The 17,017-nt window shown below is 36.0% G+C and carries 12 protein-coding genes; 3 read left to right on the top strand and 9 right to left on the bottom strand.

The window, feature by feature from the left end:
- Nucleotides 1-95 precede the first annotated feature (95 nt).
- The 7 genes from gyrB to E1750_RS15130 form a co-directional block, all read right to left on the bottom strand.
- Nucleotides 96-2,039: a DNA topoisomerase (ATP-hydrolyzing) subunit B gene (gyrB, locus tag E1750_RS15160; protein ID WP_133277580.1), complete on the bottom strand. Its 1,944-nt coding sequence runs from the start codon at nucleotides 2,037-2,039 to the stop codon at nucleotides 96-98.
- 359 nt (nucleotides 2,040-2,398) lie between these two features.
- Nucleotides 2,399-5,731, bottom strand: a complete 3,333-nt coding sequence (gatB/aspS, locus tag E1750_RS15155; protein ID WP_133277579.1) for a bifunctional amidotransferase subunit GatB/aspartate--tRNA ligase AspS — start codon at nucleotides 5,729-5,731, stop codon at nucleotides 2,399-2,401.
- Entirely contained in the window at nucleotides 5,731-7,128 is a 1,398-nt protein-coding gene (locus tag E1750_RS15150) for an amidase (RefSeq protein ID WP_133277578.1), read from the bottom strand. The genes gatB/aspS and E1750_RS15150 overlap by 1 nt, the downstream gene beginning before the upstream one ends.
- Before the next feature lie 2 nt (nucleotides 7,129-7,130).
- On the bottom strand, nucleotides 7,131-7,400 hold the full coding sequence (locus tag E1750_RS15145) for an Asp-tRNA(Asn)/Glu-tRNA(Gln) amidotransferase subunit GatC (protein ID WP_176582358.1): 270 nt from the start codon (nucleotides 7,398-7,400) through the stop codon (nucleotides 7,131-7,133).
- A 175-nt stretch (nucleotides 7,401-7,575) separates the two neighbouring features.
- The gene (locus tag E1750_RS15140; protein WP_133277577.1) at nucleotides 7,576-8,025 is read right to left on the bottom strand and encodes a hypothetical protein; all 450 of its coding nucleotides are present in this window, start codon (nucleotides 8,023-8,025) and stop codon (nucleotides 7,576-7,578) included.
- A 107-nt stretch (nucleotides 8,026-8,132) separates the two neighbouring features.
- Nucleotides 8,133-9,962, bottom strand: a complete 1,830-nt coding sequence (locus E1750_RS15135; RefSeq protein ID WP_227873905.1) for a porin family protein — start codon at nucleotides 9,960-9,962, stop codon at nucleotides 8,133-8,135.
- Between the two features lie 90 nt (nucleotides 9,963-10,052).
- Nucleotides 10,053-13,067: a tetratricopeptide repeat protein gene (locus E1750_RS15130; protein WP_133277576.1), complete on the bottom strand. Its 3,015-nt coding sequence runs from the start codon at nucleotides 13,065-13,067 to the stop codon at nucleotides 10,053-10,055.
- A gap of 205 nt (nucleotides 13,068-13,272) precedes the next feature.
- On the opposite strand from E1750_RS15130, the gene E1750_RS15125 reads away from it, so the two are divergent.
- From E1750_RS15125 to E1750_RS15115, 3 genes are read left to right on the top strand one after another with little or no spacing between them, the layout of a single operon-like run.
- Entirely contained in the window at nucleotides 13,273-13,956 is a 684-nt protein-coding gene (locus E1750_RS15125; protein ID WP_133277575.1) for a cell division ATP-binding protein FtsE, read from the top strand.
- A complete protein-coding gene (locus tag E1750_RS15120) occupies nucleotides 13,956-14,834 on the top strand; it encodes a glycosyltransferase family 2 protein (RefSeq protein WP_133277574.1) in 879 nt (292 codons plus the stop codon). The genes E1750_RS15125 and E1750_RS15120 overlap by 1 nt, the downstream gene beginning before the upstream one ends.
- 5 nt (nucleotides 14,835-14,839) lie before the next feature.
- The gene (locus E1750_RS15115) at nucleotides 14,840-15,766 is read left to right on the top strand and encodes a glycosyltransferase family 2 protein (protein ID WP_133277573.1); all 927 of its coding nucleotides are present in this window, start codon (nucleotides 14,840-14,842) and stop codon (nucleotides 15,764-15,766) included.
- Here E1750_RS15115 and E1750_RS15110 read toward each other — a convergent pair.
- Both E1750_RS15110 and E1750_RS15105 read right to left on the bottom strand, forming a co-directional pair.
- Nucleotides 15,737-16,156, bottom strand: a complete 420-nt coding sequence (locus E1750_RS15110; RefSeq protein WP_133277572.1) for a sugar 3,4-ketoisomerase — start codon at nucleotides 16,154-16,156, stop codon at nucleotides 15,737-15,739. The genes E1750_RS15115 and E1750_RS15110 overlap by 30 nt on opposite strands.
- Nucleotides 16,149-17,015, bottom strand: coding sequence for a glycosyltransferase family 2 protein (locus E1750_RS15105; protein WP_133277571.1), 867 nt, complete (start codon nucleotides 17,013-17,015; stop codon nucleotides 16,149-16,151). The genes E1750_RS15110 and E1750_RS15105 overlap by 8 nt, the downstream gene beginning before the upstream one ends.
- Nucleotides 17,016-17,017: the final 2 nt, after the last annotated feature.

Here is a 17,017-nt window from a genome sequence, read left to right as displayed (position 1 = left end):
TTATTTGTTGTTTGTTGTTTATCGTTTGTGGTTTATGGTTTGTGGTTTATGGTTTTAGCGAACTACAAACTATAAACAACAAACACGAAACTTTTTTACGCATCAATATTAGCGTAAACAGCATTTTTCTCGATAAAATCTCTTCGTGGCGGAACCTCATCGCCCATCAACATCGAGAAAACGCGATCTGCCTCGACAAGGCTATCAATATTTACTTGGCGCAAAGTTCTAAATTCAGGGTTCATTGTAGTTTCCCACAATTGCTCTGCATTCATCTCTCCAAGACCTTTATAACGCTGAATCGCCGCGCTTCCGCCCATTCTAGCGTTGGCTTGATCTCGTTGATCTTCTGTCCAAGCATACTCTTTTTTATTTCCTTTCTTCACTAAATATAAAGGAGGAGCTGCGATATACACATGTCCTTCTTCGATCAATTCTTTCATAAAACGGAAGAAGAATGTCAAAATCAAAGTAGAAATGTGACTTCCATCGACATCGGCATCACACATAATGATTACTTTATGGTAACGCAATTTTGAAATATTCAAGGCTTTAGAATCTTCTTCTGTGCCAACGGTTACGCCGAGTGCTGTAAATATATTTCGGATTTCTTCGTTTTCGAAAACTTTGTGATGCATTGCTTTTTCAACATTCAAAATCTTACCTCTCAAAGGCAAAATAGCTTGAAAAGCACGATCACGACCTTGCTTGGCCGTTCCACCTGCCGAATCTCCCTCGACAAGATATACTTCACATTTTTCAGGATCTTGTTCAGAACAATCCGAAAGCTTTCCTGGCAATCCTCCGCCACCCATTACGGTTTTGCGTTGTACCATTTCACGTGCTTTTTTAGCAGCGTGGCGGGCTTGAGCGGCCAAAATTACTTTTTGTACAATGATTCGAGCATCATTTGGATTTTCTTCCAAATAATTTTCAATCATTTCACTCACCGCTTGACTTACCGGTGATACTACTTCTCTATTTCCTAATTTAGTTTTGGTTTGTCCTTCAAATTGAGGCTCGGCAACTTTCACCGAAATAATAGCCGTAAGACCTTCACGGAAATCATCCCCAGAAATATCAAACTTTAGCTTGTCCAACATTCCTGAAGAATCGGCATATTTCTTCAACGAACGAGTTAAACCTGTCCTAAAACCTTGTAGATGTGTTCCACCTTCGTGGGTATTGATATTATTTACATAAGAAAAAATATTCTCTGAATAACTGGTATTATAAATCAAAGCCACCTCAACAGGAATCTCCCCTTTTTCGTGATCCATAGAAATCACATGGGCAATAATCGGCTCTCTGTTTCCATCTAAGTACCGAATGTATTCTTTTAACCCTTCGGTAGAATGGAATATTTCGGAAACAAAATTTCCGTCTTTATCAAGTTCTCTTTTATCGGTGAATGTTATGGTAATTCCTTTATTTAAAAAGGACAATTCACGCATACGAGCGGAAAGCGTATCGTATGAATATTCAGTTGTTTGGGTGAATATAATTGGGTCTGGATAAAAAGTTACAATCGTACCTCTTTTGGTTGTTTCACCAATTTGTTTAACTGGGTACAATGCTTTTCCTCTTTCGTATTCCTGCTCGTACACTTTCCCGTCACTACTGTGAACGGTTGCTCTAAGATGAGCAGACAAAGCATTTACACACGAAACTCCAACACCGTGCAATCCCCCTGAAACTTTATATGAATCTTTATCAAATTTACCTCCAGCACCAATTTTAGTCATTACAACTTCTAGCGCAGAAACCCCTTCTTTCTTGTGAATCCCTACTGGAATACCACGTCCATTATCCTCAACTGTAATAGAACCATCTTCATTTATAGCCACGCCGATAGTGTCACAGTGACCGCCCATCGCTTCATCGATAGAGTTATCGACTACCTCATAAACCAAATGATGCAGTCCTCGAACTCCTACATCTCCAATGTACATTGATGGACGCATTCTTACGTGCTCCATTCCTTCTAATGCCTGAATACTATCTGCTGAATAATTGTTCTTGTTAATTTCTTCGCTCATATAAATTTACTCTAAAAATGTATTTTTTTTATCACTCGCAAATATATGAAAACGCAAGAGAATTTAAGGACAATATTGAGCGTTAAGTCGTTAAGTTATTAACAAAAACGTGTGAATTTTAATAGCAATTTCATTGATAAAAGTCAATTTCAATGCCAATGGCAAAAATCAATTTCAATAGCAATGATAATGTCAATGACAATATCAATTTCTAACGAAGATAAATTAAACTAAAAACAAAAATTTCCAAAACAAACACCGAAATGCCCACTTTGGAAATTTAAAAACTGAAATAATTTCGATTATTCTCTCAGAGCTCATTACACTTGATATTATAATTGAAATTGATATTGAAAAACTTATTTTCTCATTATCCTCACATTCATTTCTTCTACCTTTTTATCTGACAAATGAGACGGTGCGCCAAATAATAAATCTTCGCTTGAACCAGTCTTAGGAAATGCCATTACTTCACGAATAGATGCTTTTTTCTCCAAAATCATCATCAACCGATCGATTCCCCAAGCAATTCCTCCGTGAGGCGGTGCGCCGTATTGAAATGCTTTGTACATCGTTCCTACGCTTTTTATCATCTCTTCTTTGTTGTAACCCATATTTCTATACGTCGCTTCCAGAATCTCCGATTTATGTGCCCGAACCGATCCTCCGCCTATTTCGTAACCGTTTAAGATGATGTCGTATTGTTGCGCAATGATAGTTCCGATTTCATTATCATCGCCCTTCATATGCTTTTCTAAGTCGTAAACCGCAGGCATTGAGAATGGATTGTGTGTAAATGTCCATCTTCCTTCGTCAGTTCTTTCGAACATTGGAAAATCAACTACCCAAGCCGGACATAATTCCTTCGGATTGATTAAGTGCAATATTCTGCCCAATTCCTGACGAACCGCATCCAAAGCTTTATTGGCAGTGGCGTAATCCGCCGCTGAAAAGAATACAATATCACCCACTTGCGCATTGGTAGCCTTGATAATTCCTGCCGCAATATCTTCGCCTAAAAATTTAATAATTGGCGATTGCAATTCGTCTTCATTGACAATAATATAAGCCAATCCTCCCAATCCGTGCTGTTGCGCAATCGCGGTAAGGTTCTCGATTTGGCCTTTAGACATTCGCTTGTTTCCTTGCTCTTTGGCCGATACCTTGATGCATTTTACAATTCCACCCTCTTCAATTGGTTTAGAGAAAACTTGGAACGTAGTCTCTTTTACAATATCGGTAATGTCTTGCATTTTCAAGCCGTAACGCAAATCAGGTCGGTCGCAACCGTAGAAATCCATTGCATCTTTATATGTAATCACTTCAAAGGGACGTAAAATCCATTTGTTGCCATATACTTTTTTGACTACTTCATTAAACAATTTGGTGTTCAAATCGATAATTTGCTGCATACTAGCGTAAGCCATTTCCATATCCAATTGCGTAAACTCGGGCTGACGGTCTCCACGAGAATCTTCATCTCTAAAGCAACGTGCCACTTGGAAATACTTTTCATAACCACTCACCATCAACATCTGCTTGAACTGCTGTGGCGCTTGTGGCAAGGTATAAAAGAAACCGGCTTGTTTGCGTGTTGGAACTATAAATTCTCTTGCTCCTTCATCGGTTCCTGCACTAAGAATTGGGGTTTCAATTTCTAAAAATTCTTCTTCATCCAAAATGTCACGCAACAATTTAATGACTTTATGACGGTTGACAATTGCTCTTCGTACTTCCTCATTTCTATGATCTAAGAACTTGTATTGAAAACGCATAGCTTCGTTCGTTTTCGCTGCTCTCTTGATTTCAAAAGGCAAGGTTTTCGATAAGTTTAAAATCTCCAAAACCGAAGTTTCCAATTCTATCTGACCGGTCCTCAAACCTGCATTAAAATCATCTTCATTTCGACCAACAACGATCCCTTTTACCGAAATCACTGATTCTGGTTTCAATTTCACCAACTCATCAATATTAGGAAATGATTCCCTGCTAATTCGCACTTGAAAAATCTCATAACTGGAATCACGCAAATCGATAAACATCAATTCGCCGTGATCACGAACACTCGCAACCCAACCCGACAAAACCACTTCTTCTTGGATGCTTTCTTCTGATAATTGTGAAATTTTATGTGTTCTGTAGGTGTCTTTTATGATAATTGGAATTTCAGGAAGGGATTCTTCTTGCGTCTCTTTATCCTCGACCACTGCTTCGGTTGCAGTTTTTTCAAATGAATTCTTTTTATCTGAAATAGCTGCAGCGCCTAAAGCATCAATAATCGTTTGACGGATTACTTTTCCATTGGCTCCTTTTCCGATAATAGCTAAAACTTTACCCACTAAAATACCTGCTTTCCCTTGATCACCGGCTTTGATATCATTGGCAACCGCCTCATTTTCTGAAAGCACTTTAGCAATAACTTCTTGTATTGTATCTTCTGAAATGGTATTTTCTTCAAAATACTTGTTGTAGTCAAAAGTTCGATCTTTCAAATAGCCTGTAATTGCATTTTGAACTAAAACCGCCGTGATTTTCTCTGCTTTAAAAAGTTTAAAAATATCAGTTAATTGACCAATACTATTTATTTTGGCGTAATCTTCAGCCTTTATATTGTTTGCCAAAGTTTTTGCAACAAATGAAGGATCTTTGATTTCGTTATTGATTTCCACAAAGGTTTGCGAACGCAATTTATCGGCCGTAAAAAATTTAGCATCTTGCGGCAAAACACCACCGTTAATCAAAATAGATTCGACAGCATAAGGCAAAGCACTTGTATCGACTTTGATGGCTTCAATCTCCGCTTTGATATTTACAAATGGCAAATCCGGTTCCGAAATAAAACGGTAATCCGCTTCGAATTCCTTTTTACGCATTGTTTTGGTCTGCTTCAAATCGGCATCCCATAAAACTGTCGTTTGATCTGGTCTAAAAGCAGCATTTTCAACAAAATAATTGAATTGCTTCTCCACTTCTTCTTTCAAAGCCTCCACCATAAACTTAAACGAGTTCAAGTTTTTGATTTCGGTTCTTGGATTCAATTCGTAAGAATGTTTTTTGCGCAAAGACACCGAAACATCCGATTTGAATTCTCCTTTTTCCAAATTCGCTTCCGAGATTCCCAAGTTTTGAACAATACGCTGAATGTATTGCGCATAAGTTGAAGCATCTTCGATATTTCTGATGCAAGGCTCCGTAACAATTTCAATCAACGGAACACCTGCTTTGTTAAAATCGACTAGCGAAATTTTCTTTTCGTGCATCAATTTCGCAGCATCTTCCTCGATATGAACCTGAGTTAAATTCACGGTAAACTGCGTACCGTCATTTCGGTAACAAGACACGTGTCCGTCTGGAATTATCGGATTGTGAAATTGCGTGATTTGAATATTTTTCGGGTTATCCGGGTATTCGTAATGCTTTCTATCCCAAGAGATAATTTCATTACTGAAAGACGAATCCACCGCTTTTCCAAAATAAATTGCTTTTGTGATTGCTTCTTTATTCAAGGCAAGCAAAACGCCCATTTGTCCCGTACAAACGGAACATATATTTTCGTTAGGTGTTTCTATTTCTTGGTTGGGACAAGAACAAAACAACTTGGTTTTGGTATTCAATCGAACGTGTGTTTCCAGTCCAATTACCAATTCTAAATCGTGGGCTTTTAAGGCCGCAGTTAATTGCTCCAATTCCATTATATTGTATCTTTTAAAAAGTTTGCGAATTGCAACACTAATTCATCATTATTTTTTGCTGCCGTAATTTGCAATCCGGTGCTCGTTCCTTGTGGCACGGTCAAAGTGGGTAATTGCCCTAAACTAAAACCAACCGTATAAGCATCCGACAAATACATCGCCAAAGGATCTTTTAAACTGTCTCCAATTTTAGGTGGAGTACTTGGCGTAACTGGCGATAAAACAATATCGACTTCCTTGAAATCTTTACTGAAATTTTCAGAAATCTGATCTCTAACAGCCAATCCTTTTAAATATATTTCATCGGAGAAACCTTGCGACAATACTTGGTTTCCACCCACAATTCTGCGTTTTGTTTCTTCTGAAAAGTTTTCAGAACGAGTCACCGCATAGGTTTCTATTAAATTTTCCGCTTCAATTCGGTTTCCGTAATTGGTTCCGTCTAGACGAGATAAATTCGAAGCCGTTTCCGCCATTGCTAGCGTATAGTAAGTTGAAACTAAAATGTCCGATTTAAAGAAATCCAATTCTTTTACAGCAATGCCTTTGGCTTTTATCTTTTCGATACTGGCCAAGAAATCAGCTTTTACTTGAGTATCTATCGCCTCGCTTTCGATAAAATTCTTGAAATAACCAACAGTTTTTACTATGGAAGTTGCAATTGCTTCTTCACTGATTTGTGATGAAGCGATGGAGGTTTGATCTTTTGGATCTTTTCCACTCATTACATTTAACACAATTCGAATATCTTCGATAGATTTTGCCAATGGTCCAACACAATCAGTAGAAGACGCATAAGCCATCAATCCATATCGAGAAATTCTACCGTAAGTTGGTTTAAAACCATAAATATGATTGTACCCAGCAGGCTGACGAATCGAACCTCCCGTATCTCCACCAATAGAAAACACGGTGTAGTCTTTAGCAACATTAACAGCCGATCCACCGCTTGATCCTCCCGCTACTAAGTCAGGATTTATCGCATTTTTTACAGCGCCAAAAATGGTGTTTTCACTGGATGACCCGTGACCAAAACTATCGCAGTTTTCTTTAACCAAGGGGATGGCACCTGCATCCAACAATTTTTGAATGGCAGTGGCGGTGTAAGGTGATCTATAATTTTTCAATAAATCAGAACTTGCCGTAGTGTAAGTTCCCTGCACCATATAGACATCTTTAATCCCAAAAGGAATCCCTTCTAACAAACCTATCGTTTCTCCATTTGCAATTTTCGCATCGACTTTAGCCGCTAATTCTAACGCCAAAGTGTCTAACAAAGAGTTTACAGAGTTAAAGGTATTTTGTTTTAGCAAGTCTAACTTTTCTTGTATCAAAGTGGTACAAGTAATTTGTTTTGACACCAATTGTTGGTGTATTTTTTTTATTTGAGATTCCATTTTTATCCTTCTATCACTTTTGCAACGACTAAAAAACCATTTTTCTTGTTCGGGAAGTTTTCGATGATGAGTTGACGCTCAATTGCTGAGCTTTCCACCACCACATCTTCTCTTAAATCATTTACAGACACACAATTGGAATTGACAGCATTGGCAGTAGTAGCATTTGATGGAATTGCATTTTTAATCACCTCAAATAATTGGTTCACGCTCTCAGAGGGCTGTGCTCCTTTAATACTCGACAAGATGTCGACTGTCATTGTTTTGCTCATAATTTCGTTTCGTTTTAAAGTCAAACTTTTAAGGTCGCGAATTTACGAAAGTTTTATTAGGGAATGGTGTTTTATTTTAATGAATTCAATAGTTTTTTGTGAAAGAAGATGTCGAATTAACAGAAGAGCACACAGATGAAACGGATGCAAGCATAACAGATAAAAAACGGATTTTTTACTCTATACTCTCAATCAAATATTTCGTTCCATTAATCTCAAACGAAAAACCAACTTCATTTCCCATCAGTTTATTTCCCAAGGGGGATTGCGGAGAAAGGGCAATAACATTGATTCCTTCAATAGCAATTTTAGGAAGCGCTGCGCTCAAATAAAGATAAATTCCATTGGCTTTGACTAAACTGCCGACAATAATAGTTTTGGCAATTGTAGTGGAATCAATTTTGTCTAAAATGGCTTTTTGTGCCAAGACTTCCTTCAATTTATGATTGAGTTTTTCTTGCTCGATGTGCATCATCGACAAAGCGGTTTCGTGTTTGTCGCCAGCCGAACCTTTGGCATCGTTCTTAGAATCTTCGGTCAAAGCGGCAATCATATCTCGAAAAGCATCTTCCCGGTCCTGAACCAGTTGCTGATAATATTGGTGTGTTTTTTGTTTGAAAGTCATATTTTTATTGCCACAAAGGCGCTAAGTCACAAAGAAAAAGAAAATAATATTCGTTTTATCACAAAAGAACAAATAAAACTTTGCGCCTTAGCGTCTTCGTGGCAATATTAAAAATCAAATTTATAATTCGCTCCCAAAACTACTTGAAATCCTTGAACGGGATAATTCATCCATTTTTGATAGGCTTGGTTTGCAATATTATTGGCTCTTAAAAATGCTGAAAATTGATCGTTGTATTGGTATCCCAAATGGGCATTGATATCAAAATAACTATCTAAAGTCGTAGGTACTAAATCCGGAACCACAATATAAACAATATCCATATTTATTTTTTGATCTTTTCGTTCTCCCACAAAGAACACATTAGCTCCCGCATACCATTTTTCAGTAATATTGAAATCGACTTTGGCGTTCAATTTTATGGCTGGTAAATTCCAAGCTTCCCTTTGAAAATCGGTAGTATAACTACTAAAAGTTCCGTCGATGCCAAAAGCCACATCCTCAGAAATATCGGCTTTTAATTCGCCGTAAAAACTAATGGTTTTTACATCATCGTAAACCACTTTTAAAGAATTCCCAAAAGCATAATCTTCATTGGAATTATTTACCGTATAATCATTGCTTTTGAACAAGGCTTTATCTTTTTCGGCTACATAAGAAGCGCGAAGATTATAACTTATGGTATTAGTCAACTTCCCTTTCAAACCTGCAAAAGCATCAAATTGTTTATCTGTTGGCTTGATGTCTAATGTTGGTGACAAATAAGGATTTGCATTTACAAAATCTGAATAGGTGTTTTGCTCCAAATTCCCTTCGGCTCCAGCGTAGAAAATCATCAAATCGCCAACGACTTTCAACGAGGCATTGACTTGCGGATAAACATAAATAGTATTGCTGCTGTTTTTAGTACCCAAACTATAAAATAAGGCCGCGCCAATATTTATAGTCCAATCGTCTTCATTCATCACAAAACTTGGCGCAATTCCAAAATTGGTAAAACCATATTTTATTGCGTTGGTGTTCGAATAATCTTTCTCGAAACTTCCTCCTAAATAATCGACAATCACATTTGTTTTTATGGCTTTGTCACTGATATTGAATTCGAAAGAAGGCTTCACATAAAATCGGTTTTCTGAAGAACCATAATTATCCGAAAAATGATTGAATTTGGCACTCGCTTCTTTAATAAAACTTCCTTCAAGTTCTATTTTGCTACCTAAATACAAGTTGTTGTAACTGTGGTTTGGATTGATTCCATCTATCAAAATAGCTCTGTCGCTTGGCGCTAAAGCACTACCAAAATCGGCTGGTAAACCATACCAATTATAGATTTGATTTTGGAGACCCAAATCGACATTCCAAGACAAATCCTTCTCGCGAACTCCATAAGTCAAATCAATAGAAGTATCATAAAAGGAATCATTCAATTCTACCTCTTTAATGCCTCCTTGCGACGAAAGATGGCGAAACATTCCACCCACATAATCATTGTTATTGAGTTCTTGATTGACGAATAATTCGGCATTCAAAGTGGTGTAATTTCCAACCCCAAAGGTGGCGTAATTGTTGAACAAATGGGTTGATTTTTCTTTCTCAACTCCTTCAGCTTTCCCTTTGGAAGGTGTAAAAGTCGAAGCTACCGGAAAAGAGAAAATATTATATTTAATAATTTCTTTTTTGGTGTTTTCAGCATCATCAAGCACAGGAGTCTCGCTGACTTTAAAAGCATCCGAAATAGTTGGCGTGTATGGTTTCACGACATTCACAACTTCTGTTCCAATGTTTTCGTCCTTTTTAGAATCTTTTTTTTGGGCAAATGAAACCTGGACTAGTAAAAGTAAAAGCCAAAAGCCCCCCAGCCCCCGAAGGGGGAGCAAAAAAGATATTGCGGGTAACTTGGTACTCATATGTAAATCAAATATGTTCTTTAAATTCATTTTATAATTTTTTATTCCTGCCTAAAAAAGTTTTTGAAGGCTTAGAAATTAGTATTTATACATTATTATTTTAGGTTCCCCCTTCGGGGGTTAGGGGGCTACTGATGAATTTGTTTTGGCCTCTTCACTTTTGATGGCATTCAATTCTGTTTGGGCTTCCGAAACTACATCAGGGAAATCGGTGAAGTTTTTTATGACACTATCTAAAATATAAGTCGCTTGAAAGCTATCTTTCAAACCATAAAAATTCTTTGCCATCAAGATTAGACCTTTGGCTCCAAAATATTTGTAACCAGAATAATTCTTGGCTAGTTTTTGAACAACTTCATTCGAAGCTTCAAATTTTCCATCTTTATTTTTGAAATAGGCATCATAAAATAAGGCTTCGGCGGCCAATTCTCCTTTGGCAATAGTTTGTAATTTGGCGTAAGCGGAACGTGCTTTAGTCTCATCTCCTGTTTGAATTGCCGCACGAGCAATAATAATTTGTGCATCACTTTTCACATTATCATCGGTTTTTGGATTTGCCAAAACCTTCTCGGCATACACCACCGAATTGGGATAATCCTTGTTGTCATAATAGGATTTCATCAAATTGGATTGGGCGAAAGTTTTGTTTTGTGGAAAATCGGCTTCGTTTTCTAATCGCGTCAATACAGGAATCGCTTTCGAAATTTCTTCATTTTTCAAGAAAATTTGTGCTAATCGAGCCAAAGATTGTTCCGTAAATTCGCTACGTGGCTGTGCGATAACATACTCAAAATTAGGAATGGATTTACTTTCTTGTCCATCCGAAAAATATAGTTGTGCCAAATAAAAATTAGCCTTTAAAGAGTGAATTCCGTTTGGAAATTTAGAAACATAACCGCTAAATCCCGAAATGGCTTGCTTGGTATTGTTTTGCAAATATTGTTTTTCAGCCGCTTCGTAAGTGTCGTTATCCAACTCGGCATCGGTTACGGCAACAAAATCCAAAGTGCGAACCCAAGTGGCGTATTCATCTACTTTTCCGTTATCGACATAAATCAATCTAGCTGTAGAAACTGCTTCGAGAGCCTCGGGAGTTTTAGGAAAATCGGCGGCCACTTTCTTGAATTTTACCAAGGCTTGCTCATCTTTGTCGGCATTATAATAGACTAAACCTTGGCGCAAAATCGCCTTGGAAGTGAACGAACCGTTTTTGAATTCAGCATTCAATTTATCGTAGGTTTTTATGGCAAGGTCTTGTTTGTTCTCGGCAACATAGGTATTTCCAAGTTCAAAAAAGGCGTCGTCTCTGTATTCCGATTTGGGATACAATTGCAAGAAAGCATTAAGTTCCTGAATTTTTTTATCGTTTTTGGAATTAAATCCATAGCACAAGGCTTTTTGAAAATAGGCATAATCGGCATCGACGCTTTTCAATTCGATTACCTTGTTGTATGCTTCGAGAGCCGCCGTATATTTTGAAGTCACGAATCGACAATCCGCCAAACGCAAGTAGGAATCATTCAAACGTACTTTGTCGTCTTTTAAATTATCAATTTGGTTTTGGAAATAATTGCCCGCTTGATCGTATTCTTTCAACTTGAAATACGAATAAGCAACATTATAATTAACATTTTTGTATTCTGGCGTTTCCTTGGCAGCAGCCAAACCTTGAAATTGTTTATAACTCAACAAAGCATTTTTGAAATCGCCCAAAACATATTGGATTTCGCCTTTCCAGAACGTGGCACGAGCCGTGAATTTGGCATCTTTTTGTTGGTCTAACGAATTTTCGAACTGGGTTGCCGCTTCCTGATATTTCCCGTCAGTATATAATTCCAATCCACGATAAAAAGTTACTTTTTGGTAGGCCAATTTATTTTCGGGAGATTTATTTTTCTCTAATAAAATCAAGGCTTCCTTGTAGTTTCTTGATGAGATATAGGAATCAATCAACAATCTTTCAATCTCCGAATTGTTGGCGTTGTTTGGATATTTTTTAATAAAAGCCATCAAAACAGCTGGTGTACTTTGGTAAGAATTCCCAATTTCGTAACTCAATTTGGCATAATTCAAGCTTGCATCTTCCTGAATGGCGGCATCAAATTCCATTTCAGAAGCATTCTTGAAAGCGTTCAAGGCTTGTTGTTTTTTGTCCAAGTTCAGGTAACTTTCGCCCAAATGATAATAGGCATTTTGGGCTACGAAATCTTTACCGTTGATGATCTTATTGAATTGTGAAATAGCGTTTTCATAATCCTTTTGCATAAAATAAGCATAACCCAATTGGTAGAAATCGGTGTTGTTCCATTTTCCTTTTTTGCCTTTATATAAAGCCAAATACGGAATGGATTTGGCGTATTGTTTCAAATTGAAATAGCTTTCGCCAATGATTTTGTTCAATTCCGATTGTTCTATGGCATTCGATTTGGGCATTGCTTTTAATCCTAAATCAATCGCTTTTTGGAAATTCCCAAGCTTGAAATTCATATCGGCTTGGTAATAGGACAATTTTTCCTTGTATTTTTCTTCGCCCGAAACTTCGTCGAAATACTTTGTAGCTTGCTTGTAATCGTCGCCTTCATAGGCCATAAAACCGAGATAATACTTGGCTTGCGAACCGTATTCTGGGGAATTGGCTACTTTATTGAAATAGGTTGTGGCTTCCTTTTTGTTTTTGGAACTAAAAAAACTGTAGCCTTTTTGAAAATTGAATTTGTCTTGTTCACTATAACTCAAATAGGATTCATCTACTTTTTCGAACCATTTCAAAGCCTGAGGATAACTGCCTTGTTTGAAATAATAATGAGCCACTTCGATATAAGCCTGATTTTGTTTTCGGCTCGTAGGATAATCGGTCACAAAACGTTCCATCAAAACGTCGGCATTGGGTTGATTGGTGCGAATGGCGCAGTTGGCAACATAATACGAACAGTCGGATTTGAGTTCTTCATTGGCTGCAGCCGACTTAACTTTTTCGAAAATAAGCTGTGCAGAGGCATATTGATGTTCGTTATATAACGAAAGTGCTTTGTCAAAATCTTTGGATTCCTGAGTATAAATTGCTGATTTTTGGGCTGAAATTGTGGAAAGACTTATAAAAAAAAGTATAAATAAGAGTCTTGAAATTTTTTGCATTTTTTTTCTATTAAAGTAGTCAAATGTATTGTATTCTGTAGGGTATAACGAAATGCTTTTGGGTTTTATTATAAACATCTTTTTAACATTACAAAGAGTATAAGACTGAAATTAAGATTTTGGAATTTATTTATTGGTTTTGGAATTTGGAATTTAAATTTTGGAATTTATTTCCTTACTTTTACCAAATAAAATAAATTGCCTTATGTCACAATCTGTATTGTCTTTAAAAAATGTAACCATAGTTCAAGGAGGAAGAACCATTTTATCCAACGTAAATCTTGAAGTAAAACAAGGAGAATTTATCTATATCATCGGAAAAACGGGAACTGGAAAAAGTAGTTTTATGAAGACACTTTATGCCGATTTGCCGCTGTCTGAAGGCGAAGGCAACATTATGGATTTTGATTTAGTGACATTAAAAGAGGATGATATTCCGTTTTTGAGACGAAAAATAGGCTTTGTTTTCCAAGATTTTCAATTATTGCCCGATCGCAATGTAAAAGACAATTTGCATTTTGTACTCAAAGCAACGGGATGGACAGACGAAACCGAGATTCAAAACAAAATTGACGAGGTTTTAGAAAAAGTAGGCGTAAAAGAATATGCTAATAAAATGCCGCATCAACTCTCTGGAGGTGAGCAACAACGTGTTGCAATCGCACGTGCTTTGCTCAATAATCCGGAAATAATTCTTGCCGATGAACCTACTGGAAATTTGGATCCACAAACTAGTGTTGAAGTACTTGAAGTTTTGAAAAAAATAAACGCAGCTGGTAAAACGGTTATTATGGCTACTCACGATTATGCTTTATTGATGAAATTCCCTTCAAAAACTTTGAAATGTGAGGATTCGAGCCTTTTTGAAGTGGTTCAAAAAACAGTGTAATGCTTTCTATTCTCATTCCGACTTATAATTATAATGTAGTTCCATTGGTTTTGGAATTGCGGAAGCAATGTTTGGAATGTGAAATTGAGTTCGAAATTCTGGTTCTCGACGATGCCTCTACCGATTGCTTAAAAGAAAATCAAATTATAAATAATTGGGAAAATTGCCACTTTAATACAGAATCTAAAAATTCAGGACGCACTTATACCAGAAATAAGTTGGCTCATCAGGCTCGCTTCGAATGGCTTTTGTTTTTAGATGCAGATGTGATTCCAGTAAATTCAAGTTTTATTCTTAGTTATTTAGAAAGTATAAAACCTGAGAATCAAGTTATTTTAGGGGGTTATTGTTATGAAAATAGCAAACACAATAGTCCAAATATTTTGAGATACAAATACGGCAAAGAGCGAGAAGAGAAAACAGCTTCAGAAAGAAATCAAAACCCATATCAATATGTATTTTCAGGGAATATATTAATCCAAAAAAAGACTTTTTTAACTACTAATTATGCCAATGAAAATTCCTTTTATGGAATGGACATCTTCTTTGCATACCAGCTTTTCACCCATAAAATAGATGTTTTTCATATAGAAAATCCTATTTACCATTTAGGCCTTGATACGAACGAAATATTCTTTGCTAAAAGTCTTAAAGCGGTCGAAAGCAGAAAATATTTTCTGATTGAGGGTGAAAAAATTGAACTCATAAGTCCTTTAATAAAACAGTATAAAACACTAAAAAAATACGGGTTATTGTCACTAACGAAGCATATTTTCAGCATTTCAGAACCTATTTTAAAGAAATTGATTCTAAATAAAAATCCAAATTTAATCTGTTTTGATCTTTACCGACTAGGTTATTTTTGTACATTAAAATAATACTTATGTCCTACTTTTCGATAATCATCCCTTTGTACAATAAAGAAAAATTTATTCAAAAGACATTGAAAAGTGTTCTTTCGCAGACTTTTACTGATTTTGAAATTATAATTGTCAATGATGGATCAACCGACAAAAGCGAAGAAAAAGTGCTTCAAAACAAAGAGGCAAGAATACAATATTATTACAAAGAAAATGGAGGCGTTTCCTCGGCAAGAAATTTTGGAATTAAAAAAGCTAATTCCGAATATCTAGCCTTTATTGATGCTGACGATTATTGGTATCCCACTTTTTTAGAGGAAATGTTTCAAAATATCAAACTCCATACTAAACTAAACGTATTTTCATCGGCAATAGAAATTGAAACTTCAAAAAAAATTATTCCAGCGACATATTCTATCCAAAAAACAGCCAGTTTTGAGATCGTAAATTACTTTTCAGCTAGTAAAAAAAGAACCGTACTTTGCTCTTCTTCAGCCGTTTTTCACAAAAGTGTTTTTGAACACATAGGCCACTTTGACCTCCGTTTAAAAAGCGGTGAAGATACTGATATGTGGATTAGAATTGGATTGGTTTACCCCATTTTGTTTTCTTGGAAAATACTAGCACGCTATGTTTATGACGACAAAAGTCTTTCTAAAAATCATAAAATCAGTATTGAGTCACTGGATTTTTCTAAATATGATTTATTAGAAAAATCGAATCTGGGTTTGAAAAAATTTCTGGATTTAAATCGGTTTTCGTTGGCTATAAAATCAAAAATAATTGGCGACAAAGATTCATTTCAGCAATTTTACAAAGCTATTGATTTCGAAAATTTGACTTTAAAAAAAAGATTATTACTCCAATTACCAACTTCAATGTTAAAACTGCTTATTGCATTTCAGCTATTTTGGGCTAATTTAGGTTTTGGAAATTCCTTTTTTAAATAATTCAAAATCTTCAAAATCACGGATATAATCTTCCTCAGCAAAAACGTCCGATGCCAGGACTAAGCAAACCGAACCAGAAGAAAAATTTTGCAATTCTCTCCAAATTCCAATGGGAATCAAAAGCCCTATATTAGGTTTATTGAGTGTAATAATTGTTTCGGAAGTGCCGTTCTTTAATACCACATCAAAACTGCCACTTAGCGCAATAAGAAATTCCAATTGTTCGATATGGGCATGTCCGCCGCGTTCACTTCCACTAGGAACGTCATATAAATAATACACCCTTTTTATTTCGAAAGGTATTGTGTCACCTTCAATAACCGAGAGATTTCCACGGGTATCGTGAATTTTTGGAAGATGGATAAGCTCATAAAAAGCTGCTTTATTCATAAGATGAATCTAATTTTTTATTCAAAATTACTTTATAATCGTTAATACCCGCTAATCCAATACTAAATTTATTTTTAATTTCCTTAGCAGGAAAATCATATTTTCTAAACACAAAAAATATATACTTCAGTAGTAATACATAAGCAATCCAACTATATCGTTTGTAAAATCCCGCCATTCGCGCATAAATTACTCGATCAGAACTCGCATCATCACTGGATGAAAAAGGCTTGTGGACCACAATACTTTTTGGTGCAAATACAACTTTCAATCCCTTATGCTTGATATTTCGGAGAAAAAAAAACGTTTCAGAATCTTGAAATTGGGCTCCCAAACCAAAAAACTCATTAAATCTGCAATTTTTCATATTTAAATTTCCAACCCTACACGTCACTTCTATCGACAATACCTTTCTTAAATTGGTAAAACTTAATTCCTTTGCAGATTTAGGATATTTACTATACAAAAAACCTTCATTAGTAATTGTTTGAAAACAAATAGCGGCAACACTAGGATTTTGTTTGTATTCCTCCAAAATATTTTGTTGAAAGTCCGGCAAAAAAACCACATCATCATCAGCAATTAAAACAATTTTTCCGATTGTATTTTCTAGTGCCAAATTTCTACTTTTAGACAATCCCTTTTCAAAAGAATTGATCACTCGAACCGAATCAAATTCTGAAACCAGCAAATTAGATGCTTGCGTTTGATTGACAACCAAAATAGAGTATTCCGAAAAATGACAAAAAGGAAACATCGGAATCAAAAAATCTAGCGAGTTCCGATTCAAGGTTGCAACCAGTATTTCTAAATCAGGGTTTTTAAAATCGGTAATCAATTTGTTAGTATATTTACACAAAT

Origin of the sequence: Flavobacterium nackdongense, assembly GCF_004355225.1 — a bacterium.
Lineage (GTDB): Bacteria > Bacteroidota > Bacteroidia > Flavobacteriales > Flavobacteriaceae > Flavobacterium > Flavobacterium nackdongense.
This window is presented reverse-complemented; position numbering and strand designations above follow the sequence as displayed.

Excerpts from the sequence above, each read along its gene's own strand:
- E1750_RS15135 (WP_227873905.1), bottom strand. The coding sequence starts at position 9,962 with ATGAATTTAAAGAACATATTTGATTTACATATGAGTACCAAGTTACCC.
- E1750_RS15130 (WP_133277576.1), bottom strand. The coding sequence starts at position 13,067 with ATGCAAAAAATTTCAAGACTCTTATTTATACTTTTTTTTATAAGTCTT.
- gatB/aspS (WP_133277579.1), bottom strand. The coding sequence starts at position 5,731 with ATGGAATTGGAGCAATTAACTGCGGCCTTAAAAGCCCACGATTTAGAA.
- E1750_RS15140 (WP_133277577.1), bottom strand. The coding sequence starts at position 8,025 with ATGACTTTCAAACAAAAAACACACCAATATTATCAGCAACTGGTTCAG.
- E1750_RS15110 (WP_133277572.1), bottom strand. The coding sequence starts at position 16,156 with ATGAATAAAGCAGCTTTTTATGAGCTTATCCATCTTCCAAAAATTCAC.
- E1750_RS15150 (WP_133277578.1), bottom strand. The coding sequence starts at position 7,128 with ATGGAATCTCAAATAAAAAAAATACACCAACAATTGGTGTCAAAACAA.
- E1750_RS15115 (WP_133277573.1), top strand. The coding sequence starts at position 14,840 with ATGTCCTACTTTTCGATAATCATCCCTTTGTACAATAAAGAAAAATTT.
- gyrB (WP_133277580.1), bottom strand. The coding sequence starts at position 2,039 with ATGAGCGAAGAAATTAACAAGAACAATTATTCAGCAGATAGTATTCAG.
- E1750_RS15145 (WP_176582358.1), bottom strand. The coding sequence starts at position 7,400 with ATGAGCAAAACAATGACAGTCGACATCTTGTCGAGTATTAAAGGAGCA.
- E1750_RS15120 (WP_133277574.1), top strand. The coding sequence starts at position 13,956 with ATGCTTTCTATTCTCATTCCGACTTATAATTATAATGTAGTTCCATTG.
- E1750_RS15125 (WP_133277575.1), top strand. The coding sequence starts at position 13,273 with ATGTCACAATCTGTATTGTCTTTAAAAAATGTAACCATAGTTCAAGGA.